The organism is Acidobacteriota bacterium, assembly GCA_004299485.1.
Classification (GTDB): Bacteria; Acidobacteriota; Terriglobia; order Terriglobales; family SCQP01; genus SCQP01.
Map to the genome: position 1 here is coordinate 457,304 of SCQP01000001.1, position 24,383 is coordinate 481,686.

Annotated in this window: 23 protein-coding genes; 11 read left to right on the top strand and 12 right to left on the bottom strand. The window is 62.9% G+C overall.

What is annotated here, in order from left to right:
• The first annotated feature begins 30 nt into the window (after positions 1–30).
• The 3 genes from typA to EPN33_02110 are packed head-to-tail and all read left to right on the top strand — an operon-like array spanning position 31 to position 3,320.
• Positions 31–1,854, top strand: coding sequence for a translational GTPase TypA (gene typA / locus EPN33_02100; protein TAN24577.1), 1,824 nt, complete (start codon positions 31–33; stop codon positions 1,852–1,854).
• 3 nt (positions 1,855–1,857) lie between these two features.
• On the top strand, positions 1,858–2,901 hold the full coding sequence (locus EPN33_02105) for a D-alanine--D-alanine ligase (protein ID TAN24578.1): 1,044 nt from the start codon (positions 1,858–1,860) through the stop codon (positions 2,899–2,901).
• A complete protein-coding gene (locus EPN33_02110) occupies positions 2,898–3,320 on the top strand; it encodes a hypothetical protein (GenBank protein TAN24579.1) in 423 nt (140 codons plus the stop codon). The genes EPN33_02105 and EPN33_02110 overlap by 4 nt, the downstream gene beginning before the upstream one ends.
• Positions 3,321–3,405: 85 nt before the next feature.
• On the opposite strand, the gene EPN33_02115 is transcribed toward EPN33_02110, so the two are convergent.
• From EPN33_02115 to bamA, 3 genes are read right to left on the bottom strand one after another with little or no spacing between them, the layout of a single operon-like run.
• A complete protein-coding gene (locus EPN33_02115; protein TAN24580.1) occupies positions 3,406–4,047 on the bottom strand; it encodes an OmpH family outer membrane protein in 642 nt (213 codons plus the stop codon).
• 41 nt (positions 4,048–4,088) lie between these two features.
• Complete coding sequence (locus EPN33_02120; protein TAN24581.1) at positions 4,089–4,703, bottom strand: OmpH family outer membrane protein; 615 nt, start codon at positions 4,701–4,703, stop codon at positions 4,089–4,091.
• A gap of 48 nt (positions 4,704–4,751) precedes the next feature.
• The gene (gene bamA / locus EPN33_02125) at positions 4,752–8,000 is read right to left on the bottom strand and encodes an outer membrane protein assembly factor BamA (GenBank protein ID TAN24582.1); all 3,249 of its coding nucleotides are present in this window, start codon (positions 7,998–8,000) and stop codon (positions 4,752–4,754) included.
• Positions 8,001–8,198: 198 nt separating this feature from the next.
• Here bamA and EPN33_02130 point away from each other — a divergent pair, with 198 nt between their 5' ends.
• Positions 8,199–8,798 (top strand): hypothetical protein, encoded by a 600-nt coding sequence (locus EPN33_02130; GenBank protein TAN24583.1) that lies wholly within the window; start codon positions 8,199–8,201, stop codon positions 8,796–8,798.
• Positions 8,799–8,807: 9 nt separating this feature from the next.
• Here EPN33_02130 and EPN33_02135 read toward each other — a convergent pair whose 3' ends face one another.
• From EPN33_02135 to EPN33_02145, 3 genes are all read right to left on the bottom strand, one after another.
• Positions 8,808–9,512 (bottom strand): response regulator transcription factor, encoded by a 705-nt coding sequence (locus EPN33_02135; GenBank protein TAN24584.1) that lies wholly within the window; start codon positions 9,510–9,512, stop codon positions 8,808–8,810.
• Positions 9,509–10,453 carry a HAMP domain-containing histidine kinase gene (locus EPN33_02140; protein ID TAN24585.1) on the bottom strand — a complete coding sequence of 315 codons (945 nt, stop codon included), beginning with the start codon at positions 10,451–10,453 and terminating at the stop codon, positions 9,509–9,511. Before EPN33_02140 ends, EPN33_02135 begins: the two co-directional genes overlap by 4 nt.
• A gap of 163 nt (positions 10,454–10,616) precedes the next feature.
• Entirely contained in the window at positions 10,617–11,513 is an 897-nt protein-coding gene (locus EPN33_02145) for an acyl-CoA desaturase (GenBank protein ID TAN24586.1), read from the bottom strand.
• Positions 11,514–11,650: 137 nt separating this feature from the next.
• Here EPN33_02145 and EPN33_02150 point away from each other — a divergent pair, with 137 nt between their 5' ends.
• Positions 11,651–12,370 carry a hypothetical protein gene (locus EPN33_02150; protein TAN24587.1) on the top strand — a complete coding sequence of 240 codons (720 nt, stop codon included), beginning with the start codon at positions 11,651–11,653 and terminating at the stop codon, positions 12,368–12,370.
• A gap of 71 nt (positions 12,371–12,441) precedes the next feature.
• Here EPN33_02150 and EPN33_02155 read toward each other — a convergent pair whose 3' ends face one another.
• Complete coding sequence (locus EPN33_02155) at positions 12,442–13,176, bottom strand: helix-turn-helix transcriptional regulator (GenBank protein ID TAN24588.1); 735 nt, start codon at positions 13,174–13,176, stop codon at positions 12,442–12,444.
• A gap of 241 nt (positions 13,177–13,417) precedes the next feature.
• Positions 13,418–14,017, bottom strand: a complete 600-nt coding sequence (locus EPN33_02160; protein ID TAN24589.1) for a hypothetical protein — start codon at positions 14,015–14,017, stop codon at positions 13,418–13,420.
• A 55-nt stretch (positions 14,018–14,072) separates the two neighbouring features.
• On the opposite strand from EPN33_02160, the gene EPN33_02165 reads away from it, so the two are divergent.
• Both EPN33_02165 and EPN33_02170 read left to right on the top strand, forming a co-directional pair.
• A complete protein-coding gene (locus EPN33_02165) occupies positions 14,073–14,753 on the top strand; it encodes a pyridoxamine 5'-phosphate oxidase family protein (protein TAN24590.1) in 681 nt (226 codons plus the stop codon).
• Between the two features lie 33 nt (positions 14,754–14,786).
• On the top strand, positions 14,787–15,182 hold the full coding sequence (locus EPN33_02170; protein TAN24591.1) for a response regulator: 396 nt from the start codon (positions 14,787–14,789) through the stop codon (positions 15,180–15,182).
• On the opposite strand, the gene EPN33_02175 is transcribed toward EPN33_02170, so the two are convergent.
• On the bottom strand, positions 15,165–18,257 hold the full coding sequence (locus EPN33_02175) for a hypothetical protein (GenBank protein ID TAN24592.1): 3,093 nt from the start codon (positions 18,255–18,257) through the stop codon (positions 15,165–15,167). The genes EPN33_02170 and EPN33_02175 overlap by 18 nt on opposite strands.
• The gene (locus EPN33_02180; GenBank protein ID TAN24593.1) at positions 18,257–19,150 is read right to left on the bottom strand and encodes a hypothetical protein; all 894 of its coding nucleotides are present in this window, start codon (positions 19,148–19,150) and stop codon (positions 18,257–18,259) included. The genes EPN33_02175 and EPN33_02180 overlap by 1 nt, the downstream gene beginning before the upstream one ends.
• On the opposite strand from EPN33_02180, the gene EPN33_02185 reads away from it, so the two are divergent.
• On the top strand, positions 19,141–20,262 hold the full coding sequence (locus EPN33_02185; GenBank protein TAN24594.1) for a DSD1 family PLP-dependent enzyme: 1,122 nt from the start codon (positions 19,141–19,143) through the stop codon (positions 20,260–20,262). The genes EPN33_02180 and EPN33_02185 overlap by 10 nt on opposite strands.
• On the opposite strand, the gene EPN33_02190 is transcribed toward EPN33_02185, so the two are convergent.
• The gene (locus tag EPN33_02190; GenBank protein ID TAN24595.1) at positions 20,249–21,235 is read right to left on the bottom strand and encodes a pyridoxal-phosphate dependent enzyme; all 987 of its coding nucleotides are present in this window, start codon (positions 21,233–21,235) and stop codon (positions 20,249–20,251) included. The two genes, EPN33_02185 and EPN33_02190, sit on opposite strands and share 14 nt — an antisense overlap.
• Before the next feature lie 29 nt (positions 21,236–21,264).
• Here EPN33_02190 and EPN33_02195 point away from each other — a divergent pair, with 29 nt between their 5' ends.
• From EPN33_02195 to EPN33_02205, 3 genes are read left to right on the top strand one after another with little or no spacing between them, the layout of a single operon-like run.
• Positions 21,265–22,059, top strand: a complete 795-nt coding sequence (locus tag EPN33_02195; protein ID TAN24596.1) for a glycerophosphodiester phosphodiesterase — start codon at positions 21,265–21,267, stop codon at positions 22,057–22,059.
• A complete protein-coding gene (locus EPN33_02200) occupies positions 21,992–22,747 on the top strand; it encodes a TIGR04290 family methyltransferase (GenBank protein ID TAN24597.1) in 756 nt (251 codons plus the stop codon). Before EPN33_02195 ends, EPN33_02200 begins: the two co-directional genes overlap by 68 nt.
• Positions 22,744–24,000, top strand: coding sequence for a TIGR04295 family B12-binding domain-containing radical SAM protein (locus EPN33_02205; protein TAN24598.1), 1,257 nt, complete (start codon positions 22,744–22,746; stop codon positions 23,998–24,000). Before EPN33_02200 ends, EPN33_02205 begins: the two co-directional genes overlap by 4 nt.
• Here EPN33_02205 and EPN33_02210 read toward each other — a convergent pair.
• Positions 23,989–24,363, bottom strand: a complete 375-nt coding sequence (locus tag EPN33_02210; GenBank protein ID TAN24599.1) for a hypothetical protein — start codon at positions 24,361–24,363, stop codon at positions 23,989–23,991. The genes EPN33_02205 and EPN33_02210 overlap by 12 nt on opposite strands.
• Positions 24,364–24,383: the final 20 nt, after the last annotated feature.

The following is a 24,383-nucleotide window of genomic DNA, read 5'->3' on the forward strand; positions in this document are numbered from 1 at the left end:
ACTAACAGTTCCCGCCGGTTCTCATTCAGTTTGGCTTCGCTGCGCAATATCGCCATCATCGCCCACGTAGACCACGGCAAGACCACGCTGGTCGACGCCATGCTGCGTCAGAGCGGCATTTTCCGCGCCAATCAGGAAGTGGCGGAGCGCGTCATGGACTCCAACGAACTGGAGCGCGAGCGCGGCATCACCATTTTGGCCAAGACCACCGCCCTCGACTACCGCAGCACGCGCATTAATATCGTCGACACGCCCGGTCATAGTGATTTCGGCGGCGAAGTCGAGCGGGCGCTGAATCTGGTTGACGGTGTGGTGCTGCTGGTGGACGCCAGCGAAGGCCCTCTGCCGCAGACCCGCTATGTGCTGCAAAAGGCCCTGCGGAAGCAGTTGGCCACCGTCGTCGTGCTCAATAAGATTGACCGGCAGGATGCGCGGCCCGAGGAGGTGTTGAACGAGATCTACGACCTCTTCATTGACCTCGACGCCACCGAAGAGCAACTGGAATTTCCCGTGCTCTACACCAACGCCAAAGCAGGGACAGCGCAGCGCAAGGGTGGACCGGAATCGGAGAATCTCGAGCCGCTGTTCGACGCCATTCTGGAAGCGATTCCCGTGCCCAGCGGCGATCCGGCGGCGACGCTGCAATTGCAGGTGCTGAACCTCGACTACAGCGACTATCTGGGCCGCATCGCCATCGGGCGGGTGTTTCAGGGCACGCTGCGCACAGGCGACGAGGTGGGCATCGCCAAACTCGACGGGACGCTGGCGCGGACGAAGATCACGCGGCTGTTCACCTTCCGCGGGCTGAAGCGCGACGAAGCCGCAGTGGTTGCGGCCGGCGATATTGTGGCGCTGGCGGGGGTCGAAGGCATTCAGATTGGCGAGACCGTGACCGATGCCGAGCATCCGGCGCCGCTGCCGCCGGTGCTGATCGATGAACCCACGCTGGCGATGCTGTTCACCATCAACAACTCGCCGCTGGCCGGACGCGAGGGCCAGTTTGTGACCTCGCGGCATCTGCGCGAGCGGCTGCAAAAGGAATTGCTCACCAACGTCTCGATCCGGGTCGAAGAAGAGGCCAAGACAGATTCATTCCGGGTGCTGGGGCGGGGCGAGCTGCAGTTGGCGATTCTGATCGAAACCATGCGGCGCGAAGGCTACGAACTGATGGCGGGCAAGCCGGAAATCGTGATCAAGATCGAAAGCGGCCGGCGGCTGGAGCCGCAGGAGCTGGTGGTGGTGGACTGCCCGGAAGAATTCGTCGGGGTGGTGATCGAGAAGCTGGGCACGCGTAAGGGTGAAATGCAGCAAATGATCAACCACGGCAGCGGCCGGGTGCGGATGGAGTTTAAAATTCCCGCCCGCAGTCTGATCGGCCTGCGCAGCGCGCTGCTGACCGACACGCGCGGCACGGCGCTGCTGCACTCGCTGTTTGCCGGCTGGGTGCCCTGGCAGGGGGAAATGGCGGCGCGGCCCACCGGATCGCTGGTGGCCGACCGGGCGGGCGTGACCACCACGTATGCGCTGAATAATATTCAGGAACGGGGAACTTTGTTCCTGGGTCCGGGGACAGAAGTCTATGAAGGCATGATCGTGGGCGAAAACGCCCGCGAGGACGATATCGACGTGAACGCGACCAAAGAGAAGAAGCTGACGAATATGCGCGCCTCGGTGGCCGACGAGGCCATCCGGCTGGTGCCCTTCCGCGCGCCTACGCTGGAGCAGGCGCTGGAGTTCATCGCCGACGACGAGTGGGTGGAAGTTACGCCGAAATCGCTGCGGTTGCGGAAGAAGATTCTGGCGGCCAATCGCCGCCCCAAGCGCGTGCGCGAGGACGCGCCCGCGCACGTCTAGACCATGCCGGCAGGACGGAAGAAGCTGCGCGTAGGACTGATCTGCGGAGGCCGCAGCGGCGAACACGACGTTTCCCTGGTTTCGGCGCGCGCCGTGGCGGAAAACCTGGACCGGCACAAGTACCAGGTCACGCGCATGCGGATCACGCGCCAGGGCCAGTGGCGGCAGGACGGCAAGCCGCTGCGCGAAGTCTGGGCGACGCTCGGCCGCCTCGATGTAGTGCTGCCGATCCTGCACGGCCCGTACGGCGAAGATGGCACGATCCAGGGATTGCTGGAGATGGTGGGGGTGCCGTATGCGGGCGCAGGCGTATTGGGTTCAGCCGTCGCCATGGACAAGGAACTGACCAAGCGTGTCTGGCTGCAAGCCGGGCTTCCCGTGGGGCCTTATGTGCGCGTGGACAAAAGTGTGTGGCAGCACACCCCGCGGCACATCACCGCGGACATTGAGAAGCATCTGCGCTACCCGCTGTTCGTCAAGCCCGCGAATATGGGATCGTCCGTAGGCATCAGCAAGGTTAAACGCCGGAGCCAACTCAGCGCCGCGATTGATCTGGCTGCCGCGTACGATACCAAAATGGTCGTGGAACAGGGACTGGACGCACGTGAACTGGAGTGCTCGGTGCTGGGCAACCATGAGCCCACGGCGTCAGCGCCGGGAGAAGTGTTGCCGGGGCGGGAGTTTTACGACTATGCGGCCAAGTATGCCCAGGCCGGCTCGCGGACGCTCATCCCCGCGCCACTGCCGGCGAAGGTAACACGGCGGGTGAGCGACCTGGCGCTAGCCGCATTCCAGGCGGTGGAGTGCCAGGGACTGGCGCGGGTGGATTTCTTTCTGGAACGGCGCACCGGCCGCATTTATCTGAATGAAATCAATACGATGCCGGGGTTCACCTCGATCAGCATGTACCCCAAGCTGTGGGAAGCCGCAGGTTTGCCGTTCCCCAAGCTGCTCGACCGCATCATCGCGCTGGCGCTGGAGCGGGCGAACGAGCGCCGCGCACTGGGGCATCCTATAGGTGAAAAACGTGTTGCAATAAGCGTATGACGCTTCTCGACGCGCCCAAGTATAACGAGCGCCGCGCTCACCAACGGAAGACACTCGGCATTATTGTGGCCGTGATCGTCATTGTGGCGATTGTGGGCGTGCTCTATTGGCCGCGCTACCAGGCGCGCAAAACCGTGGATCAGTTCTTCCATGCCATCATGCAGAAGAACTTCCAGGAGGCTTACGCCATCTGGCAGCCTGATCCGCAGCACTATCCCATGGATGCGTTCATGAAAGACTGGGGGCCGAGCGGCCAATGGGGCGTCATCACCAGCTTCCACATCGATCAGCTTGGCCTGCCACCGGGCGGGCATGCCAACGGCTTAGTCGCCCTGGTGACGATCAATCACATCCAGTCCAATCAGGCGCGGATCTGGATTTCGGACAAGAACCACTCGCTGAGTTTTTATCAGTTCTGACGGTCTGTCGGTCTATCAGTCTAGCGGTCAGCCCGGGCAGGCGCCGTCGGCGGCCGCGTACGACCGACAGACCGAACGACCTGCTTTAGCGCTGACCGCCGGGATTGGTGGAACCCGAAGTGGCCGCCGTGGGGTTGGCCTTGTCGTAGATGCGGACGATGTCGCCGGTGATCACCGCGCCGGGATTGTAGTACAGCACCGGGCTCTGCGGCCACTGGAAGCTGACGTCGACAATCGCGGTATAGCCATGGGCCTTCGCGTAGGTTTCCACGATGGGCATCATCTTATTGCCCACCTCATTCAGGATTTGCGTCTGGGCGTCCTGGAAGTCGGATTGATCATTTTGCAGTAGCTGCTGATAGTCCCGTTGCTTTTGCTGGATCTGCTGATTGAGATCCTGCTTGGCGGTGGCGCTCATGGTGTTGCCGCCGTTTTTGAGCTGGTTCTCTAGCCTCTGAATGGCATCCTGCTGCGTTTTGAGATCGGTGCGGCGGGGAGCGAAACGGGCCTGCAGGTTGTCGATCAGCTTCTTGCCTTCGGCCGTATCCACGATCGCGGAACGCAGGTCGATGATGCCGATCTTACTGGGGCCGGTGACGGTGGGCGCGGGCGCGAGCTTCGGCGCGGCAGGCGCTTTGGCAGCAGGTTTCGGGGTCTGCGCGAGCCCCACCAGCGACACGGTAACGGCGCACAGGCATGTGGCAAGGAATTTGGACATGGGCTTCATGAATATTTCTCAGTGATTATAGTCAATGGCGGCGGTCGGGGCTAATGACCCGAACCGGTTGCGGGATGCTCCTGATCATAGAGCCGGACCACCACGCCGGTAATGTCGGTTCCCTGCTCCGCATAAACCACCGGCGACTGCGGCCAGCGCAGACCGCTATCCACCACCAGGGTATAGCCGTGCTGCCTGGCATAGCTGTCGATGATGGGCATGAGCTTGGTCCCCACCTGCTGCAGAACGCCTTCGACATCCTGCTGGTAATCGGATTGCGCGTCCTGAGCCGATTGCTGCAGATTACGCTGCTGATCCTGAATCTTCTGACTAAGCTGTCGCTTGGCGTCGGCGCTCATGGTGCTGGCGCCATCCGAGAGCTGCTTTTGCAGCGCCTGGATTTGGGCATTTTCCTGCGCAAACTGGGCCTGCTTGGGCTCGTATTTGGCCTTGAGCTGCCCGACCAGCTTGGCGCCCTCGTGGGTGTCAGAAATCGCCTGCTGAAAATTAATAAATGCCAGCTTACTGGGGCCGGTCACACTGGGCGCGGCTGGCAAGGCGGGAGGCGCCGCGTTTTTGTTGGGCGCCTGCGCCATAGCGGCCGCGCCTAACAGCTCCACGCTCAGGCATAGGCCGAGAACTGCTGCAAACAACCTGAATTTCATGATGTCCTCCGAAGTGGCCCGGTACAGCGCAACGTCTGCCCCATTGTATTAAAAAGTACGCCCAATGGTGAAGCGCAGAACATGCGGCGCTTCGCGGAAGGGCGTGCCCGGCCTATTCATCAACTGCCCCATAGTAAAGGCGATGGAGCGCTGGACATCAGCGTCGTTCAGGAAGGCGCCGGGGATGCCGCGCTCGAAATCGGCCTTGGTGAACAATTGTGGCGGCCGGATGAGGGTATCCACACGGCCGGGATTGACGGCGTAGTACAACCGCACCGGAGCATGAATAATGGGCAGGGTGACCTCAAGCTCGACGCCGGCAGACATGCGGATTTGGGAGTTGGTGCCCTTGGCGATGGGGATGGCGCGCGAGAAGGGCCGGCCGAAACTGGTCTGCAGCGTATTCAGCACCTGCGAGCTAACCTGGAGCTGCTGGTGCTGGGTGATCATGTCGACGCCCGCGTCGGTGAAGAAGGCAACGGATACCGGGATCTGGCCCTGGGTAATCGGAATGCGGTACTCCAGATTGCCAATCGCCATCGTGTCGCCGCCAGGGGTGGCGAATTGGTAGGTAGGAATCTTGACGGTGAAGGTTTCCGGAATGGTGCCGTTGGGATTACCGGGCGTGGGATTGGGAACGTTTTTGGTCAGCGGCTGTCCCGGATTGAAGGGGTCCTGCAGCGTCACCGCGGTCTCGGTGGGAATCAGCGCAATGGGCGTAACCGCCAGAATGTCGAAACCACGAACGGTGTCCTCACCGCCCGTGAAGAAGCGATCGAAGTTGGGCGGTTCCACGCCTCCGTAGCCGGTCACGAAGTTACCCAGGAAGCGCATGGCCAGAACGTTGTGCCAGCCGGCTGGGTGAAAATACTCCAATTGCAACTGCGGTTCGAGAATTTTGACGTTGCCGCCGAGACCGGAAACACCCAGCGAGAGAAAGATGTTCTTGCCGTGGGTGGGCCAGGTGGGATTATCCACGGTGTTGATGGTGAATGAGGGGATCACCTCGCTGGTGACAATGCCGTTAAGGCTGTTGGGGCCGGAAATGCCGTTGAAGGCAACCGAGTTGAAGAGCAGGCTGGCCGCTGGAGTGAAGGGCACCACGGTGGAGTTGTCCCAGCGGTAGGCAATGCCGTAGCGCGTGAACGAACGCGGCTTGGGATAGCTGGCGCTGAAGGTGAAGCCGTGCGAGTTCTGGGCATAGTTCAATAGGTTGCTGGCGCCGAGAGCGGCGAAATAGTTCGACAGGTTCTGCCCGGACAGAATCGAGGCCTCGCGCGCCTGGTCGTAATGGAAATCATTGATGTAGGCGCTGAAACCCAGCTGCAGCGGGCGATCTTTCACGTAGGGCTCGGTGAACGAGAAGGTGACGTTGCGCTGCAACGAGCCGTAGTCGGTCGTGACGCCGAGAGTCTCGCCCAACCCCAGGAAATTGTTGGTAGAGTAGCCCAGGCCCAGGAAGCTGCCGGCGATGCCGCTCACACCGCCGTTGAGGGAAATACTGTTTTTGCCCTTTTCCTTGACGTGCAGGTTGACATCGACCTCGCCGACCGGACCACTGGTGTCCTGGGTGATGGTGGCATCTTCGGGTTTGATGGCGTCGAAGTATCCCAACTGGTTCAACCGCAGGATGCTGTTCTGCCAGGCCACGCTATTGAAGCGGCTACCCTCATCAAGCAGCAACTCGCGCCGGATGACACGATCGCGCGTGGTGGTGTTGCCGCTGAATTCGATGTGGCGCACATAGAAGGGCTTGCCCTCCTGCATGTCCATCACGATGTTGACGCTGTGGCTCTTCTCATCGGGCGCAGGCTCGGGATTGGCCACAAAGTTGATGTAGCCGTACTGGCCGTACGCCTTGGTCAGGTTCTTCAGACCCTTGCGCAGCTTCGAGACGTCCATGACGTCGCCGGGCTTGAGACCCAGCAAGTTCATCAGGGTCGCATCATTGGTGATGAAGCGATTGTTGATGAAGCTGATCTTGCCCACCCGGTACTTGTTGCCCTCGACGACGGGGATGGTGAGGTCGACGCGGCGGCCTTCGGATGCGCCAAAAAACAGGAGCTTGTGGCCATGGGTGGTGCGCAGCTTGATGGTCGGATCTTCGACCAGGGCCTCGAAATAGCCGCGATCCTGATAGGCCTCGCGAATGCTCTCCATGTCGGCGGAGAGTTTGGCGGCATCGTAGGTGCGGCTGAACAGGTGCTCGAAGATCAGCGAGTGCGGAATTCCAATGGGATGCAGTTCCTTCATGGAACCGAGCAAGGTGCCGTGGCTTAGGACCTTATTGCCCTTGAAGGCAATCTTGCCGACCTTGACCTGGGGTCCTTCATCAATCTTGAAAATCAGATTCACGGAACTGGGCGGCAGGACGTTAAGCACCGGCGTAACGCTGGCAAACTGGCGGCCGTGTTCGGCCAGCAGTTCCTTGATCGCCACTACGGCATGCTTGACCGTGGTGGGATCGTAAGGAGCATCACGCTCCAGATGCACCCCCCGTGCCTGGTAGCGGTCGAGGATATCGGAGTCGGTGATCGACTTCAGACCTTCATACTTGATGTCGCGCACGAGCGGCTTCTCAGTCACGGTAACGTCGAGGATGATGCCCTTGGGTGTGCGCTGTATGGAGAAAGTGACATTGTCGAAGGCGCCCAGATTCCAAACCGAATTGAAGTCGCGGTTAATCTGGACGGGATCGTAAACCGAGCCCGGCTTGGTGCCCATGCGCGCCTGGATGGTTTGACAAGGGATGCGATGGTTGCCGTGGCATTCAATGGAAAAAATCGTATTCGGGTACTGCGCGGTGATCTGCACCTGGCTGGCGGCCGGAGCCGGAGCGCCGGCTTGGGCAGCAGCCCCCAGGCTGCCCATCCCCACGATCACCAGCAGAGCCGTAAGCACGCTTGGCCGCAGCCGCGCGGGGACAGGGCTGGAGCGAATGCGGGCGCGAAGCTGGGCCGAAAGTTTGAGCAGAGGGGTCTCGTCTCCCGCACCTGCGCGGGGCAGGCGAATTTGTTGAGGGACGACACCGTTGCCTGCGGGTGCGCCCGTTATTGTCTCCGCTATTATAGCTAGCCGCGCCCAAAATGGAGCCAGAAAACCGAATCGCCAGGCACAAGAGCGGACGGCGCAGGCCAGCCTGCGGCCCTCAAATGACATCCAATCCCAAGTATGGGTACGTTCCGACAGGCTCGCTATCACGTGAAATGCGGGCGCTGCGGCGTAGTGTTCGCCGTCCAGGACTGCTGGAAGCTGGAACATTTCAGCATCTACCGCGCCGTTTGTCCGCATTGCCACTGGCCTGGACGCTATTTAGCCTCGGAACTGCACGCGGGCGAATCCGCAAAAGACTCTAGCCGGACCCACCGCCCCGCCAACCCCGCCAAACTGAACACTTGAGGGCGTGGCCCTGGCCGCGGTGGACCGGCCGGACGCTGCCCTACGCCCGCTTGCGGTACTCTAGTTCCTGGACGTCGGGGCAGAGGCTCAGTCACGGTGCAACACATCATCCGGCAGTACAGTTTGGAATCCGGCAGTCTCGAAGTCGAGTACATGGAACAGTACTTCGAGGAATTCGCGGCCCGGAAAACCGCTCCCGAGCTGCAGCGCCGCCTGCAAGCGCGCGATCACCTGATCCTGATCTCCCTGGCGCCTTCCGAAGAAGACGAAAGCCACTGGGTTCCGGTTGCGTTTAAAGTGGGGCACGAATTGCGCGCCCCCGACCTGGAAACCGAACCCGACGTACAGGATTTGGCACAGCGATTGAGTGACTGCCTCCGCTTCGACCATCGGCGGGTGTTCTATAGCTGGCTGGGAGGCACACGCCGGCAGTGGCGGCACCAGGGCCACTACCGCGCCCTCACGGAGCAGCAGGAAGAGTGGGCGCACCGGCATGGGTATCGGCAGTTTGTTGTCAAGACCAAGAACCGGTTCTATGGCATGCGGGCGGCACTCGACCATCTGCAATTCGACGTGCTCACGTTTGAGGCCGATCCCGGCGACAGTGGCAACTCCAAGGTGTACCTGAGCAAGCAGCTATCCAGCGACCTGCTGCATAGCCACTCCACTTCGCGGCTGGTCACGCACGCACTCTAGCCGCGAAAGTTAAGGTTCGGGCAGGAAACGGTAGCCGACGCCGCGAACGGTGAGCAGATGGCGGGGCCGGGTGGGGTCGTCTTCGATGTATTTCCGCAGGCGGACCATAAAGTTATCGATGGCGCGGGTATCGGTGTCTTCGCTTAATCCCCAGACTTCCTCCAGCAGGGCCTTCCGTGAGACGGCGGCGCCCTGATGGCGGATCAGGAAGCGCAGCACATTGGCCTCCATTAAGGTCAAGGCCAGAACACGGCGGCCCACGCGCAGTTCCCGGCTGGAAAAATCCACGTGACGACCGGCAAAATCAAAGACATCGCTGGCGGCCGGGAGGGCGGCGTCCTGCCAGCCGCGGCGGCGGAGCAGGCCATGGAGGCGCGCCACCAGGATAGCCAACTCGAACGGCTTGGGGAGATAGTCATCGGCACCGGCAGCGAAACCTGCCAGCACATCCTCGGCCCGGCCACGCGCGGTCAGCATGAGAATCGGCAGATAGCGGTGCTCGCGCCGCAAGGCGCCGGCCACCGCAAAGCCATCCATGCCGGGTAGCATGACATCCAGCACCAGCAAGTCGATCGTGGGATCCGCGCGGCGGAGACGTTCCAAGCCGGCTTCCCCGCTGGACGCAAGTTCAACCGCGTACCCCTCCGCCTCGAGATTGAAGCGCAGACCCTGGGCCAGGTGGCTCTCGTCCTCGATGACGAGAATGCGGGTCATACGCGCGCGCGCCCGAAATCGCCCGCTTCCTGAGGCAGAGCGGCCGGAGCGGACGCCTGCGGCAGCGCCAGGACGAAGGTGCTGCCCCGGCCGGGACCGTCGCTTTCCGCATGCACCCGGCCGCCGTGCCGTCGCGCCACGGAGCGCACAATAAACAAACCGAGCCCGGTACCGCTGACTTGCGCCGCCGGATTGGATACGCGATAAAAGCGCTTGAAAATCGACTTCAGTTCCGCCCGCGGGATGCCGGCGCCGCGGTCGCTGACGCGCAAGGTCCAGAAGCCGGGGTCTTCCTGGCCCAGCGACCACGTCACCTGCGGCTTGCCGCCGGAGTATTTCACCGCGTTGTCAAACAGATTGGCGATGGCGGCGCGTAGCTCTTCCGCATCGCCCAGCGTAGTGGCAGTTTGGGAAGGAGGCCTTCCGCCCACCGCGCCTACCGGAAGGTCATAGCGGGCGCAGACCTGGGCAAGTGACTCCTGGACCAGCATGGCCAAATCGAGCTGCTGGCGTATAGGTTTGCGGAAGGTGTGGGTGGCGCGCCCGGCGCGCAGAATCTGTTCGACGGTGGCCAGCAGGCGATCGGTATCGGCCAGCATGGTGCGGTAGAACTCCTGGCGCTGCGCCGGCTCCACCTGGCGCGCCTGCAGCGTCTCCAGATAAAGCCGGATGGAGGCCACCGGCGTTTTCAGCTCGTGCGTGACGGCGTTGATGAAGGCGTTGTGCTGTTCGTTGCGGCGGATTTCGCGCACCAGAAAAATCGTGTTCAGAACCAGTCCGGCGACAATCAGCGGGAACAGCAGAATGCCGAGGATCAACAGCACACCTTCGCGGCTGTTGAGTACGATCCAGCCCACGTTGAAGGCGGCAGCCAGCGCTACCAGACACGTGCCCAGCACGATAAAACCGGCCACGCGGCGGCGGCGGCCATTGATCCGCATGCATTACAGTTTACAGGTTACAGGCTACTGGCGGCAGCTTGGAGGAGCCCTGAGCGCCAGCGGGCGGACCCTGCCGGGAATCGAAGCCCGCACTCCCAGCGACCAACGGGAGCGACCAGGGCAAATAGTGGCGAGCCACTGGCAGGCTCGGGTGCTTGCCGCGTCACGATTCCAGCGGGTTGGGAGGTTGAGAGACCTTGGCCAGCTTCACGTTACGGGCGACGTGGAGGCACTCGAGCAACCGGATCTGCCAGTAGGTCAAGTCGGCCTCGTACCAGGCAAGGCCATGGCGCGCCGAGGTGGGGTGGGCATGATGGTTGTTGTGCCAGCCTTCGCCAAACGTCAGCAGTGCGACCCACCAGTTGTTGCGGGAATCATCCCGCGTGGCAAAGCGGCGCGGGCCCCACATGTGCGTCGCCGAGTTGACGAGCCAGGTCGCGTGTAACCCCACCACCACCCGCACACACACCGCCCACAACACCATGCTCACGCCACCCCACCAGTACAGCAGGGGGACCGAAGCGGCCAGGAACACGTAATGGTAGCTGTTGAGCCAGAGGTAGAACTTATGCTTGCCGAGATCGGGGGCGTACTTGGCCATCTGGCGGGTGTCGTTATGGCAGCGGCGGCCAAGAATAATCCAGCCGACGTGCGCCCACCAGGCGCCATCGCGTGGCGAATGCGGATCGCCGTCCACGTCCGATTTCTGGTGATGCAGCCGGTGCGTGGCAACCCAGAAGATGGGCCCGCCCTGAAGCGTCAGCGCCCCGCACACCGCCAAGGCGTATTCGAGAAACAGAGGAACCTTGTAGGAACGATGCGTATGGAGACGGTGGTAGCCCATGCCAATGCCGCCCCCGATGGCGATCCAGTAGAAAACGCACGCCACCAGGAAAGCCTTCCAGGTAAAGAAAAACAGCGCGGCGACGGCGCCCACGTGGAGGACGACCAGGGCCAGAGCCGTGGGCCAATTCACTCCTTGCCGGCGGGCGACCCCGGCAAGATCGACTTCAAGTTCGGAAATAGCAGGCGAAGCAGCGGCAGCGGGCAATGATGGCATTCCTCCCATTCCCACCGTAACAGCCGCAGCCAGCCACCAATGTAAAAGTTTTGTAATCCTTTAGGCACGGCGCGGCTGGCGTTCCGCGCCGGTTCAGGGTACGTTATTACCAGAGCACCTTCGGAGGACGGCAGTTTATGCGGAGCCTTTTGATCCCAGCCATCGGGCTGGCCCTCACCCTTGGCACGATAGCGCAGGGACCACCTAAGAACGCGGTTGATATTACGAACTCGCCCGCAATTGGGACACAGGCTCAAGCCGCACCGCGGGCAACGGCCGACGCGTCCTCGGGAGTCATCCGCGTCTACATCGGGACACTGAACGGGGCCGATGCTACCGCGATTCAGGGGCTGCTGACGCAGGCACTGTTTGAATCGAAAAAGGTCGTCATCACCGAGAACCAGGGCAATGCCAGTGTGATCCTGCAAGGGCGGGTACTGCGGCGGGCAATCCCCGTCTCTCCCGTCGGCAAAGCCGGCAAGAAGCGGCGCTCGCACAAGGCCGCAGCGCCCGACACGACTGCCCCCTCCGTGATTCAGGATCTGCAGGCGCTCAATCAGGGCGGCAGCATTCGAAATTTAGATAACGGCACCCTGGGCGGCAGCAGCGCTCTGAATGCGCTCGGGATGCCCTCCCTCAACACGGATCTGAACGGTGGCGAAGAGGATCTGAGCCAGTATCAGTTCCGGCTCTATCTACAACTGGTCAATCCGGACGGCGATCTGGTATGGATGAGTGGCGAGGGTGGTCAGGCGCCGCCGTTCTCCTCGGCTGGCGAGGCGGTGAACGCGACCGTGCAGCCCATGCTCACGGCGATCGCCTCGCTGCCCAAGTCCAGCTTCAGCTCGCAGCCGTAGCCGGGCCGCCGCGCGGGCCGGGTCTCGCATAGAGCAGGTTGCACGCTGCTCATTTTATCCTGACCGAAGCGCTAGGCGGCTTGGGAGCCCGCTTGCGGGGCGGGAGCGGCGGCGACGGCGGCGAACTCGAGCGGCGCCGGGGCCGGGTCCAAGGCCCGTAGGACGTTCAGTATGGCGATGGGCAGCGAGCGCGAGGAGCTGATGCCCATTTTGCGGTAGGCGCTTTCGAGGTGACGCTTTACCGTGGAGATGCCGATGTGCAAGTCCTGCGCGATCTGGCGATTTTTCTTGCCCTGCAAACATTCGCCGACGATATCGATCTCGCGGGCGCTAAGGTGGAACTGGCGCGCCAAGGCCTGGCGGGTGTGCACATCAACCAGGTTCAGGCTATCGCCCACGGGCAGCTCGGTTTTCCGCTCCGAAGCCACCAGCAGCAGCAGGGGTGCCGACGGGGGTGGGGCAGTTTCGCTACGCTCCTCGGCGAGTGGCAACAGAATGCAGTTCACCAACGTGCTGGCGCCGCCGTTGCGATGAAACCGGACGGCATCAACATGCACGGCCAGACCTGAACTCAGGCACTGGCGGACCGCTTCCTGTAAGCCGCTGACGGCGATTTCCGGCAGACACTGCTCGAGCGGCGAGCCGAGCGTTTTCTTGGTCCGATACCGGCTATCCAACAAATCCAGAAAAGCGCCGTTGGCGTCCCGCAGCGTGCCCTGAGTGGGATCATAGACCGCCAAGCCCACCAACGTGCTTTTCCAAAGGGTTTCTAGAATGGCACTACGCAATTTGGAGTTCTCCCGCATGCTTCCTCCCGAAAGTTGCTCGGAGTGAGAAGGCCCCGGCACTTAGGATTGGACTCTGGGGGCGGGCAAAGTGCTGGAAGGCGATCGGATTCAAAATGCGATCGTCGGACCGAACTGGAACGAGCCCAGCCGGGCAGCGGCGACTCCGAAATGGGTTAAAGCAAAACCTGACCAGCGATGGTCCGGGAGCCCGGGTCGTGTGCAGCTTCGACATCAGGTGAAACTGCCTACACCAAGTCTGTTAGTGGCCGGCTTCAACCGCCTGCGCCAGCCAAAGTTCGAGCTGCTGCGGGGTTTTGGCTTCCGTTCCGTTGAACAGGATGGTCGGAGTGTGCTGCACGTTGTCGTGGCCGCCCCGGCGCTGATCGGCCTGCACCAAGGCGAACAGATCGGGGTTGGCGAAGGCATCCTCCAGTTGGGTGCGGGTGATGCCATAGGGGTGGGCAAAGCGCGCGGCGGTGTCCATCAGATTGGCGGGCGTGAGGTCGTTCTGGTGGGTGAAGCAGTAGTCGCGCCAGGCCATGCCGATCTTCAGGCTATGGATGTCAAAGAAACGCGCCAGCACGGAGGCATTGAAGGACCACTGATGCTGCGGCAGGGGGTAGTCACGAAACTCGAAGCCGACTTGCTTGCCAAAGCGGGGAATAATCTGGCTCTTGAAAATCTGGTGCCACTGCGCGCAGTCGGGGCATTCTAAATCCTGATAAATGATGACGCGCAGTTTGGAATGCGCATCGCCGAGGATGGGATCCGTGCTGGTGGTGGATTTTGGTGCGGCGGTGAACGCAGTGAGCGCCAGAAGCGCCGCGCCCAGGAGTATGGAAAGCAGCGCAGGTTTCATAGCTTCATTGTAGAGCAGGCGGCTCACGTGGAACTTTCGTGCGAAAATGACGGCTATGATCGAACCGCAGGACCGCGCTCCAAGTTCCCGCACGCAGGTAAGGCGGCTTGCGGAGCGCGGACGCTACCATCCGGCGGAGATACGCGCCATCCTGGACGAAGGATTTTTATGCCACGTCGGCTTCGTGGCGCCGGAAGGTCATCCGGTTGTGATCCCGACGGCCTATGGGCGGCGCGGGGATTTTCTTTACCTTCATGGCTCGGCCGCTAGCCACATGCTGCGCACGCTGCGCGAGGGCGTGGAGCTATGCTGCACTATTACGCACCTTGACGGGCTGGTACTGGCACGTTCAGTTTTCAATCACTCGATGAACTATCGCTCGGTAATGATATTTGGGCGGGGACGGGTCTTGACCAGTGGAGCCGAGAAGCTCGCGGCGCTGGAGGCCATCAGTAATCAGATTGCGCCGGGGCGCTGGGAAGCGGCGCGGCGGCCTTCCGGCCAGGAGTTGAAGGCGACGCTGGTGCTGGAGCTGCCGCTGGCCGAAGCCAGCGCCAAGGTTCGTAACGGCCCGCCGATTGATGACGCTGAGGATTACGCCTTGCCGGTTTGGGCAGGCGTTGTACCGATTACCCTGCAGTACGGCAAGCCCGAAGCCGATCCCAGGCTAGCCGAGGGCATCCGGCTGCCGGAGGAGATCCAGCGCGGCCGCGGGCGTTGTCCAGAAGACACTTGACGGGGGCCGCGAGGCCCGGCAAAATCAAGCCAAATGAGAACCGAAACGGCAGCCGCGGCTAAGGAAACGGTTCTCCTCGCGGAGGATGAAGAGATCGTGCGGCGGCTGGTGGTGGAGTTGCTGCTGCGCGCGGGCTTTCAAGTGCTCGCGGCGGCAAATGGCGAACTGGCGCTGGAAACGGCGCGCACCTATGCCGGCCCGATTCACTTGCTGATCAGCGATGTCGCCATGCCCGCCATGACCGGACTGGAGCTGGCGCGACGGATTGGAAATTTGTACCCCCAGATCAAGATTCTTCTGGTTTCCGGCTATAGCGATCCGGCTGCCATTGACGACCTGAAACAGCAGGCCGGCTTTGCCTATCTGCGCAAGCCGTTCACGCCGCAGATGTTGCTGGAGCAGGCGCGGGCTCTACTCGAAGTGAGCTAGTTCCAGCGGTTTAATACGCGGCCACGCGCGACCGCCAGGAAGGACGCGGTAAACCGTGGGCATGTCTTTGAGAAGGAAGGCGTTAAATTTGCGAACCGCAGAGCTCGCCTGCTGGCCGGCTTCGGCCAGCTCGGCGGACTGAACCGGGGTGGGTAGACCTTCGTAGTCGTCCATGCCGCGTTCAACGGACGAGGCTGCGGAAAAGGCGCGGTCCAGCGCGTCCTGCAACGGCTTCAACGCCACCTCCGCCTTTTGGACAGCCGGTAACGCTGCCTTTCTGTTGGCTCCCAGCGCGGTGGCATAGGCATGCATAGCCGCAAGCTGTTGGTTAAGATCATGCGCGGTATTTTCGGCATCGGCAAGTTGCAGTTGCAGTTGGTACGCACGCATAACGATGGTGGCGCGCCGTTGGCGCTCGGCTGAGGATAGGGGGCTTTGCGGATCGGCGGTGAGCGTAAACGTGCCGGCCAGCTTGGCAGTGCCAGCCGCGACCGCAACTGAATAGGGGCCGGGCTGGGCCCAAGGTCCGCTGGGGCGGAAAAAGCGGTTGCGGCTGGGCTCGGGAGTGGTGGGCGCGGCCCATTGCAGGTCCCAATCCGCATAGTTGAGGCCGGCGGTGGCCGACGCCTGGAACTGGCGGACCAATGCTCCTTTGGCATCGCGCACGGTGACGGTGGCGCCGGATTTATCGGCGGCGGGCAGCCAGTAGGTGATTACCGCACCCGCGGTGGGATTAGGGGCAAAGAACTCGCCCCAGCCAAACCAAGACTGGGGGTGGTAAATGGTCTCGCGGTGCGCGGGCGAAATAGCGAATAGATGTGGCGCGGCGGCAGCAACCGTAGTCGCCGCATGCAGCAGCGGCGTGGTGTGATCCAGAATCCAGATGCCGCGACCGTGGGTACCCAGCACAAGATTGTGGCCGCCATCGGCGTAAACCAGATCGTAGACGGGAACGGGCGGCAGATTGGTGTTCAGCGAAGTCCAGTGCGCGCCGCGGTCCCAGGAGGCGTAAGCGCCGGCCTCGGTACCGACGACCAGGAAATTGGGATCGACCGGGTTTTCGCGCAGGCGATGGACGGAGGTGGGCAGATCGGCATCAATTTCCTGCCAAGTTTGGCCGAAATTCTCGCTGACATAGACGTGGGACTTGTAGTCGTCGTTGAAGTGTCCGTCAAAAGTCGCATAGACGCGGCCTTTGACGTAGCGGGACGGCTCAATGCCGCTGACCTGCGTCATCGGTGGCAGGCCGGGGATGTTGGCGGTGAGGTTGGTCCAGTGGGCGCCACCATCGCGGGTGACTTCGAGCGTGCCGTCGTCGGCGCCGGTGTAGAGCAGCTTGCCGTCCCGCGGCGATTCGGCAATCACGGTGAGCGCGCTGAAGTTGCTCTGCCCGTCGTTGCGGGACATGGCATCGGCGGGAATGGGCCCGCCCATCATCGTCAGCTTGTGGCGATCGATGTGGGCGGTGAGGTCGGGGCTGACGACCTGCCAACTGCGGCCTTCATCGGTCGAGTGGAAGAGGCGATTGGCGCCAGTGTAGATGACCTTAGGGTTGAAATGCGAAACGATAAGCGGAGTGGTCCAGTTATAGCGGTACTTCTCCTTCGATCCCGGTAGAGGCCGGACCGGGCCGATGCTCTGGGCCTGCATGGTGCGCAGATCGACGCGGCGGGTGGAACCATTTTGCAAGCTGACCAGCAGGGTGTAGTTGTTGCCGTCAAACAGAGCTTGCATGCCGTCGCCACCGCCCACGTTAAAGGCGTCGCGGTTGGAAAGACCGTAACTCAGATTGGTGGCCGACGGCGTACACCAGTTGCCGTTGTCCTGCAGGCCGCCGCAGACCAGGTAGAGCGAAGCGTGATTGACGGAGATGTTGTAGAACTGGCCAATGGGCAGATTGTCGCGGAACAGCCAGGTGCGGCCGCCGGTGTAGGAAATGGAAATGCCGCCGTCGCCGCCGATGAGAAAGTGATCGGGATTGCGGGGATCGATCCATAGGACGTGATCCTCGCCATGGACGCGACTGAAAACATCGCGGAAATGACGGCCGCCGTCGTCCGAGATATAGAAACCGCGCTCCGATCCCATGATGTAGACCCGATTGTAATTGTACGGATCGATGTAGATGCGGCTGAAGTACATGGGACGAGGATCGAGGCCAGACATCTGCTCCCAGGACTGACCTTGATTCATGCTGCGGAAGACGCCGCCCTTGTGCGGCGCAGTGCGCGGCTGATTGGTGGGGTCGGCTTCGATGAGGGCGTAAACGATGCGGGGATCGGCGGGGAAAATGGTCAGGCCGATGCGGCCCATGACGCCAGTGGGCAGGCCCTTGCTTAGCCGGGTCCAGGTGGCGCCGCCGTCGCTGCTGCGATAAATGCCGCTACCGGGCCCGCCGCCGTTGAAACCCCAACCCCGGCGCTGGCGCTGATACATGGCGGCAAAGAGCAGATGGGGATCGGAAGGACTCATGGCCAGGTCTGTCGCGCCGGTGTTGTCATCGACGTACAGGACTTTCTTCCAGGTCTTGCCGCCATCTTCGGTTTTGTAGACGCCGCGCTCGGGGTTGGATCCCCAGAGGTGGCCGAGCGCCGCCACGAAGACGACGTCGGCGTTGTCGGGATCGACGATGATTTTGGCGATGTGGCGGGTTTGGCGCAGGCCCATGAACTGCCAGGTCGCACCGCCATCGAGTGACTTGTAGATGCCGTTGCCCCAGGACGAGCTTTGGCGGTTATCGACCTCGCCGGTGCCGACCCAGACGGCGGAGGGGTTGGACGGCGCTACCGCAACTGCGCCAATCGACATCATGCCGCCAGAATGGTCGAAGATGGGCGTCCAGGAGACACCGTCGTTGGTGCTCTTGAAGACGCCGCCCGACGCCGTGCCAACGTAGACGACCTCCGGGTCCCCGGGGACTTCGGCAACGGCGATGTCGGCGATGCGGCCGCCGGTTGTGGCCGGACCGATCGAGCGCCAGTCGAGGCCGTGCAGCGCCGAGGTGGGAACTTGCTGGGCAACGGCAAGGGCGGCGAACAGCATAGAAACAGCAAGGAAGGCAAGGTAGCGTTTCATCAGCGGGCGAGCTCCTGATTCAGGACCGCAGCCAGGCGCCAGCCGGCGCGGTCGAGTTGGACGGCAATGGCGGCCTCTGCGCCGCGGACATAGGCCGGACGCAAGCGCAGGGTACGGGCGTGACAGCCGGGCGCCAGATGCAGCGGACCGTAGGCGGTGCCGACGGCGACAGCATGGCTGGACCAAATCCAGTCGAGCGGGCGCAACGAACCGGCGGCGTAGCGGCGGCCGAAGCGCTGTTCGAGCCGGCGGGCATAGGCGGCCGGGCCCTGCGACCGCATCATACGGTTCAAAATTTGTGAGTCCCAATCGGCGTGCAGATCGCTGCGGCGGCGCACCCGCGGCAGACGGGTGCGGACGCAGTTGCCACCGCGGTCAGCGTTGTCGCTGACGTGCAGTGGCTGAAAAGCATCGCCAACCAGATGAATAACGTAGCGCAATGCAACGGCGCGCTGGCGTGGGCTGGTCGCGGGAGCGCGGAGCTGTGCCAGATAACGATTGAGGACGGCGGAGATGCAATCGGACTGGCAGATAGCGGCATAATCCACGTGGCCGCGGCGGGCATCCAGCGGCAGATTCACGAAATGAAAGGGATCGGTAGAGGCCGTGCGGACGGCATCGGCCCAGCCGGCGACACGCGCCAGGGGCGGCAAAGAGACCGAGCCGCGGCAAGGGCGCCGCGCCTCCGGGCTGGCCGGAATGGCCAGGATTTGGCGCACGCGCGCGGCCACGGCGGGTTGCAGGTGCGCGGCGGCGATCAGGGCGACGATCTGATGGCCGCGGCATCCCCAGGCCCAGGCGGGCGCACCGGTCAGCAGGAAAACCGTAACCGTGACGAGTTGGCTGGGTAAGCGACGCCGCACTGCTGGATAATAGAGCACAAATGCCCGCACTCCTCAAGGATTTACCGACACCGTGCCTGTTGCTGGAGCGTCCGCGCCTCGAACGCAACCTCGAGCGGCTGCGCACGCGCATGGCGAAGCTGGGCGTCGAATTGCGTCCGCACCTGAAAACCTGCAAGAGCTGGGATGTCGCGCGCCTCATGCTGCCCACGCCGGTGGGACCGGCCACCGTTTCGACGCTGCGCGAAGCGGAAGAATTCGCCACGCATGGCGTACGCGACATGACCTATGCGGTTGGCATCGCGCCCCAAAAACTGGCGCGCGTGGCGGCGCTGCGGCGGCAGGGCGTGGATCTGGCGGTGATTCTCGATAGCGTGGAGCAAGCGCGCGCGGTAGCCGAATGCGGCGAAGCGATCCCGGTGTTGATGGAAATTGATGCCGACGGGCATCGCGCCGGCATCCGCCCGGAGCGGCGCGAGCAGTTGCTGGCGGTGGCGGCCGTGCTGCCCAGGGCGGCGCTGCGCGGAGTGCTGACGCACGCCGGTGGCTCCTACCATGCGCACGGCGTAACCGCGCTGGAGCGCGCCGCGGAGGGCGAACGCGCGGCGGCGGTGGAAGCGGCCCGCCTGCTGCGCGAGGCCGGCTACGCCTGCCCGGTGATAAGCGTGGGCTCGACGCCGACGGCGCACTTGGCACGCGACCTGACCGGCGTGACGGAAGTGCGCGCGGGCGTGTACTGTTTTTTCGATCTGATGATGGCGGATCTGGGTGTGTGCAAGCTGGACGACATCGCCTGCAGCGTGCTGGCCACGGTCATCGGTCACCAATCAGGCAAAGGACCCTTGGGCGGCTGGACGCTGACCGACGCCGGCTGGATGGCGCTGTCGCGCGACACTGGATTTGGCCAGCACGGCTACGGCATGGTGTGCAATGAGGCGGGACGTCCGTATGAGCAATGGATCGTGGCGGAAACCAGCCAGGAACACGGCGTGCTGGCCATTCCACCGGGCAGCCTCAAAACACCGCCACAACTGGGTGTAGGAGCGCGCGTGCGCATTTTGCCCAACCACATTTGCGCCACCGCGGCGCAGTATGACCGCTACTACGTGTTGGACGGTGGCGTCGAAGTCGTAGCGGAATGGCCTAGATTCAGTGGCTGGTAGCTGCGGCTGGCGAGAGGTAGCGAGCTAAGGCGGAAGCGTCGAGATTACCGCCGCTAATGATGACGCCGATGCGGGGATATGGCTGGGGAAGTGCACCGGAGATGACGGCGGCAGCGGCAGCGGCGCCGGAGGGTTCGGCTACGATCTTCATGCGCATCAGCATTAAGGTCAGCGCATCGATGAGCTGAGAGTCGGTTACGGTTACGACACCGGCCAGGTGCTGGCGCATGATGGCAAAGGTCAACTCACCCGGCTGTACGGTGCGCAGGCCATCGGCGATGGTGGAGTTGTTGGGAATCGGGGTAATCTGGCCACGCTCCAGCGAGAGCTTCACATCGGCAGCGGTGGCGGGTTCGACACCGTAGACGGCGATTTTCGGGTTGAGGCCGTGAGCCGCGAGCGCGGAGCCGGAAACCAGGCCGCCGCCGCCGACCGGAACCACGAGCGCATCGAGATCAGGGACTTCTTCCAGCAGTTCCAAGGCGGCCGTGCCGGCGCCGGCGATGATGCGCGGATCGTCAAAGGGTGGCACCAGCACCCGGTTCTGCTTTTTGACCAGCTCGGCGGCAAAATCTTCGCGATTGACCTTGGCGCGATCGTAGAGATGGACCTCACCACCGAAGGCGCGGACAGCGGCCAATTTGGCTTCGGGAGCATCGGTGGGCATGACCAGAGCGGCACGGATGCCCAGGTCGCGGGCGGCGAGCGCCACCGCTTGCGCGTGATTGCCGCTCGAGAACGCGAGCACGCCGCGCTGGCGCTCTTCGGGTGTGAGTTGGAGCAGACAGTTGGTAGCGCCGCGGAACTTAAAGGCGCCGGCACGCTGGAAGTTTTCGCATTTAAAGAAAACCTCGGCGCCCGGAGCACGCTCGTCCAGCGAGTGGGAGTGCAGCACGGGGGTGCGGGCAATGCGGCCGGCAATACGCTCGCGGGCGGCGCGGACGTCGTCAAAAACGGGCAAGGCAGAGGACATGGTAGCGATTGTAGCTGTACTCTGGGGCCATGGGCGGGCCAATACGGTTGCTGGGACATCGAGGACACCGCTGCGCCGGCTGGGCGGAGCGGGAAAATTCGCTGGCAGCATTCGACCGTGCGCTGGCCAGCGGCTGCGATGGGCTGGAACTGGACCTGCGTCATACCGCCGACGGACGGGTTGCGATTGAGCACAATCCGGAACTGAACTTTAATGGCCACAGGTTGTCCGTGGCCGACAACACCCTGCGCAGCCTGCGGCGGCTGCAGCCGGAGCTGGCCACGCTGGAACAGGTACTGCGCCGCTACCGGACGCGCGCCTGGATGGATCTGGAATTGAAGACGATGGAAGCGGTGGCGCCGGCGGTCGAGTTGCTGCGGCGATACCCGCCACAGCGTGGATTCGTGGTGAGCTGTTTTGAGGCACCCGTGCTGCATCGGGTGGCGAGGCTGGCGCCGGAGCTGCCGCGTTGTTTGAATTTGAAGCGGCCGTGCAGCCTGCGCCGCATCCGGGAGGCCGAAGTGAGCTGGGTAGCGCCACATCAGGCATCCTGCACGGCCTGGTACGTACGCTGGCTGCAGCAACGTGGCTGGCGCGTGCTGGTGTGGACGGTGAACCATCCGGGGAAGATGCGTCTGCTGGCGCGCGCGGGGGCGGATGCTATCTGCTCCGATTTGCCCGAACTGCTAGTGGAGACTCTAAGGGATGGGGTGGGCAGAGCCACCGATGCTGCTATGCCCGCATCTTCCCTCAGGAATGAACAGCGCGATCACCGTCATCCGGCAGCAAGTGGAACAACTGGGCGAGTGGTTTCAGAACCTTGACCTGAAAGGCGTAGCGACCGCGCCAAACCATTATTTAGGCGACTATCCGCGCAGCAAATGGCGGCAGATCAGCCCGGCGTTGCCGGACTCAATGGAAGGGCTGAGCGTGCTCGACGTCGGCTGCAATGCCGGTTTTTACGCGCTCGAATGCAAGCGGCGGGGGGCGAGCTACGTGCTCGGCATTGATGCGGACGCGCGCTATTTGGCCCAGGCGCGGTTGGCCTCGGAGGTGCTGGGGTTGGGGGTCGAGTGGCGGCAAATGTCGGTGTACCGGGTGGGCGAACTGGCCCAGAAGTTCGACTACGTATTTTTCCTGGGTGTCTTCTACCACTTGCGCTATCCCATGTACGCGCTGGATTTGGTGGTGTCGCTGGTGCGGCAGCGGCTGGTGTTTCAGACGATGTTGCGCGGCGACCAAGCCGTCGCCGAAGTTCAGTCCAATTACGACTTTTGGGATCACTCGCCGTTCGCGCAGCCTGGATTTCCGGCGATGCACTTTGTCGAACACAGCTACGCGGGCGACTGGACCAACTGGTGGATCCCGAACCGCGCCGGTGCGGAAGCGATGTTGCGCTCGGCGCGGCTGGATATCGTCGCTCATCCGGAAGACGAAACCTGGATCTGCGCGCCGCACGCCGCCGATCCGCGCGGGCCGATTCACCAATTGGAGATGGAAGCCACGCTATGAAATACGCGCTGGTACAACCGGACTGGACGTTTGGCGGGTCGACGTATTTCGGCTGCGCGGAAACGCACTTGCCGCTGGAGCTGTTGTACGCCAGGCAGCAAGTCGAAGCTGCCGGGCATGAGGCGCTGCTGGTGGACGGGCACCTGGAAGGCTTGCGCTGCGAAGCCGCCGCGCAACGGGTACGGGACTTTGACGCCGACTTCGTCGTGCTGACGACGGCGCCGACCTATCTGTTCTGGCGCTGTCCACAGCCGGAGCTGCGGGTTCCGGCACTCTGGATGCAGGCGCTCAAACAGGCGGCGCCGCGCGCGGTGACTGTAGCTATCGGACCGCACGGCTCGGCGACGCCGGGCGCGGCGCGGACCAAGCTCGGCTGCGATGTGGTGATTCAGGGCGAGGCGGAACAAGTCCTGGCCGAGCTGGCCAGCGCCGGACGCATTGCGCCCGGCTATCACCAGGCGGACATGCGGCGGCTGTCCGCGCTCGATTACCGGGGCTACCCGCTGGAGCGGCGGCAACACCGGCATCATGTCTTCAGCGGCAGCGGACGCGGCGCCGAGGTGGAAGCCAGCCGCGGCTGCCCGTGGGCCTGTGTGTTCTGCAACAAGACGCTGTTCCGGAATCAATTTCGCGAACGGCCGGTGGCGGCGGTGCTGAGCGAAGTTGAAGCCCTGGCGCGGGCTGGATTCGACTACGTCTATTTCATTGACGAGACGTTCGGTTGCGGCAAGTCCACACCCTCACTGCTCGAGGGTTTGCGCAGTCTGCCGATGAGTTTCGGGATGCAGACACGGATTGATCTCTGGAATGAAGATGCGCTCGCTCAGTTGGGAGCGGCGGGCTGCGTGTCGCTCGAATGCGGGATTGAATCGATCACGCCGGAGGGGCGCAAGCGCTTTCATAAGGGCTGCAGGATCGGCACCGATCGCATGCAGCAACTGCTGCGCGCGGCACGACGGCATATTCCCTGGGTGCAGGCGAATCTGATAGCGAATGAGGACGATGATCTGGAGGCGATCGACGCCTGGCGCGAGGCGCTGATTACCGCAGGCGTTTGGGTGTCGAGGCCGGTGCCGATTTTTGCTTTCCCGGGATCGCCGTTGTACACGAAGTTGTTTGGCGCGCCGGATGATGAGGCCTGGGAACGGGCGCACCGGCATTATCTCGAACACAACCGCGCGCGGGGCTATTTCAGCGACGTGCAGGATCAGGCGCCGGAACCGCTGGAGGCGCTGGAAGCCTCAGGCCGCTAGCGCACGGCGGGTATGGGGCAGCAGTAACAACACGAGCTGGGCACAGAGGACCGGCGTGGCCAGACCGAGGCTCCAGGAGCTGACAACCACAAGAATCACCATGGCTTTCCAGGTGCTGAGGCGGTTCTGGAACAGGTAGAGATTCGGCACCAGCATCCAGAGGACGCCGAAGAGGAAAACCAGGCCGCTCATGGCGGGTGTCCAGCCGAACAGGTGAGCGGGAACGCGGACATAAGTACCGGTAATCCAGCAATGGACGCTGTCGACGAGCATCCAGGTGCCGAGCAGAAAGCCGAGAATGATGGCGGCTTGGGCGGGGGCCGGAGGAAGACCGGGAGACAGCAAAGGGCGCGGGGAGGTCACTCCGCGCCCTTGCACAGTTT

Coding starts and splice junctions, on each gene's coding strand:
- EPN33_02110 (TAN24579.1), top strand. CDS start 2,898: ATGACGCTTCTCGACGCGCCCAAGTATAACGAGCGCCGCGCTCACCAA.
- EPN33_02105 (TAN24578.1), top strand. CDS start 1,858: ATGCCGGCAGGACGGAAGAAGCTGCGCGTAGGACTGATCTGCGGAGGC.
- EPN33_02170 (TAN24591.1), top strand. CDS start 14,787: ATGAGAACCGAAACGGCAGCCGCGGCTAAGGAAACGGTTCTCCTCGCG.
- EPN33_02160 (TAN24589.1), bottom strand. CDS start 14,017: ATGAAACCTGCGCTGCTTTCCATACTCCTGGGCGCGGCGCTTCTGGCG.
- EPN33_02200 (TAN24597.1), top strand. CDS start 21,992: ATGAACAGCGCGATCACCGTCATCCGGCAGCAAGTGGAACAACTGGGC.
- EPN33_02135 (TAN24584.1), bottom strand. CDS start 9,512: ATGACCCGCATTCTCGTCATCGAGGACGAGAGCCACCTGGCCCAGGGT.
- EPN33_02205 (TAN24598.1), top strand. CDS start 22,744: ATGAAATACGCGCTGGTACAACCGGACTGGACGTTTGGCGGGTCGACG.
- EPN33_02165 (TAN24590.1), top strand. CDS start 14,073: ATGATCGAACCGCAGGACCGCGCTCCAAGTTCCCGCACGCAGGTAAGG.
- EPN33_02140 (TAN24585.1), bottom strand. CDS start 10,453: ATGCGGATCAATGGCCGCCGCCGCCGCGTGGCCGGTTTTATCGTGCTG.
- EPN33_02190 (TAN24595.1), bottom strand. CDS start 21,235: ATGTCCTCTGCCTTGCCCGTTTTTGACGACGTCCGCGCCGCCCGCGAG.
- EPN33_02175 (TAN24592.1), bottom strand. CDS start 18,257: ATGAAACGCTACCTTGCCTTCCTTGCTGTTTCTATGCTGTTCGCCGCC.
- EPN33_02195 (TAN24596.1), top strand. CDS start 21,265: ATGGGCGGGCCAATACGGTTGCTGGGACATCGAGGACACCGCTGCGCC.
- EPN33_02115 (TAN24580.1), bottom strand. CDS start 4,047: ATGAAGCCCATGTCCAAATTCCTTGCCACATGCCTGTGCGCCGTTACC.
- EPN33_02185 (TAN24594.1), top strand. CDS start 19,141: ATGCCCGCACTCCTCAAGGATTTACCGACACCGTGCCTGTTGCTGGAG.
- EPN33_02145 (TAN24586.1), bottom strand. CDS start 11,513: ATGCCATCATTGCCCGCTGCCGCTGCTTCGCCTGCTATTTCCGAACTT.
- EPN33_02150 (TAN24587.1), top strand. CDS start 11,651: ATGCGGAGCCTTTTGATCCCAGCCATCGGGCTGGCCCTCACCCTTGGC.
- EPN33_02155 (TAN24588.1), bottom strand. CDS start 13,176: ATGCGGGAGAACTCCAAATTGCGTAGTGCCATTCTAGAAACCCTTTGG.
- EPN33_02120 (TAN24581.1), bottom strand. CDS start 4,703: ATGAAATTCAGGTTGTTTGCAGCAGTTCTCGGCCTATGCCTGAGCGTG.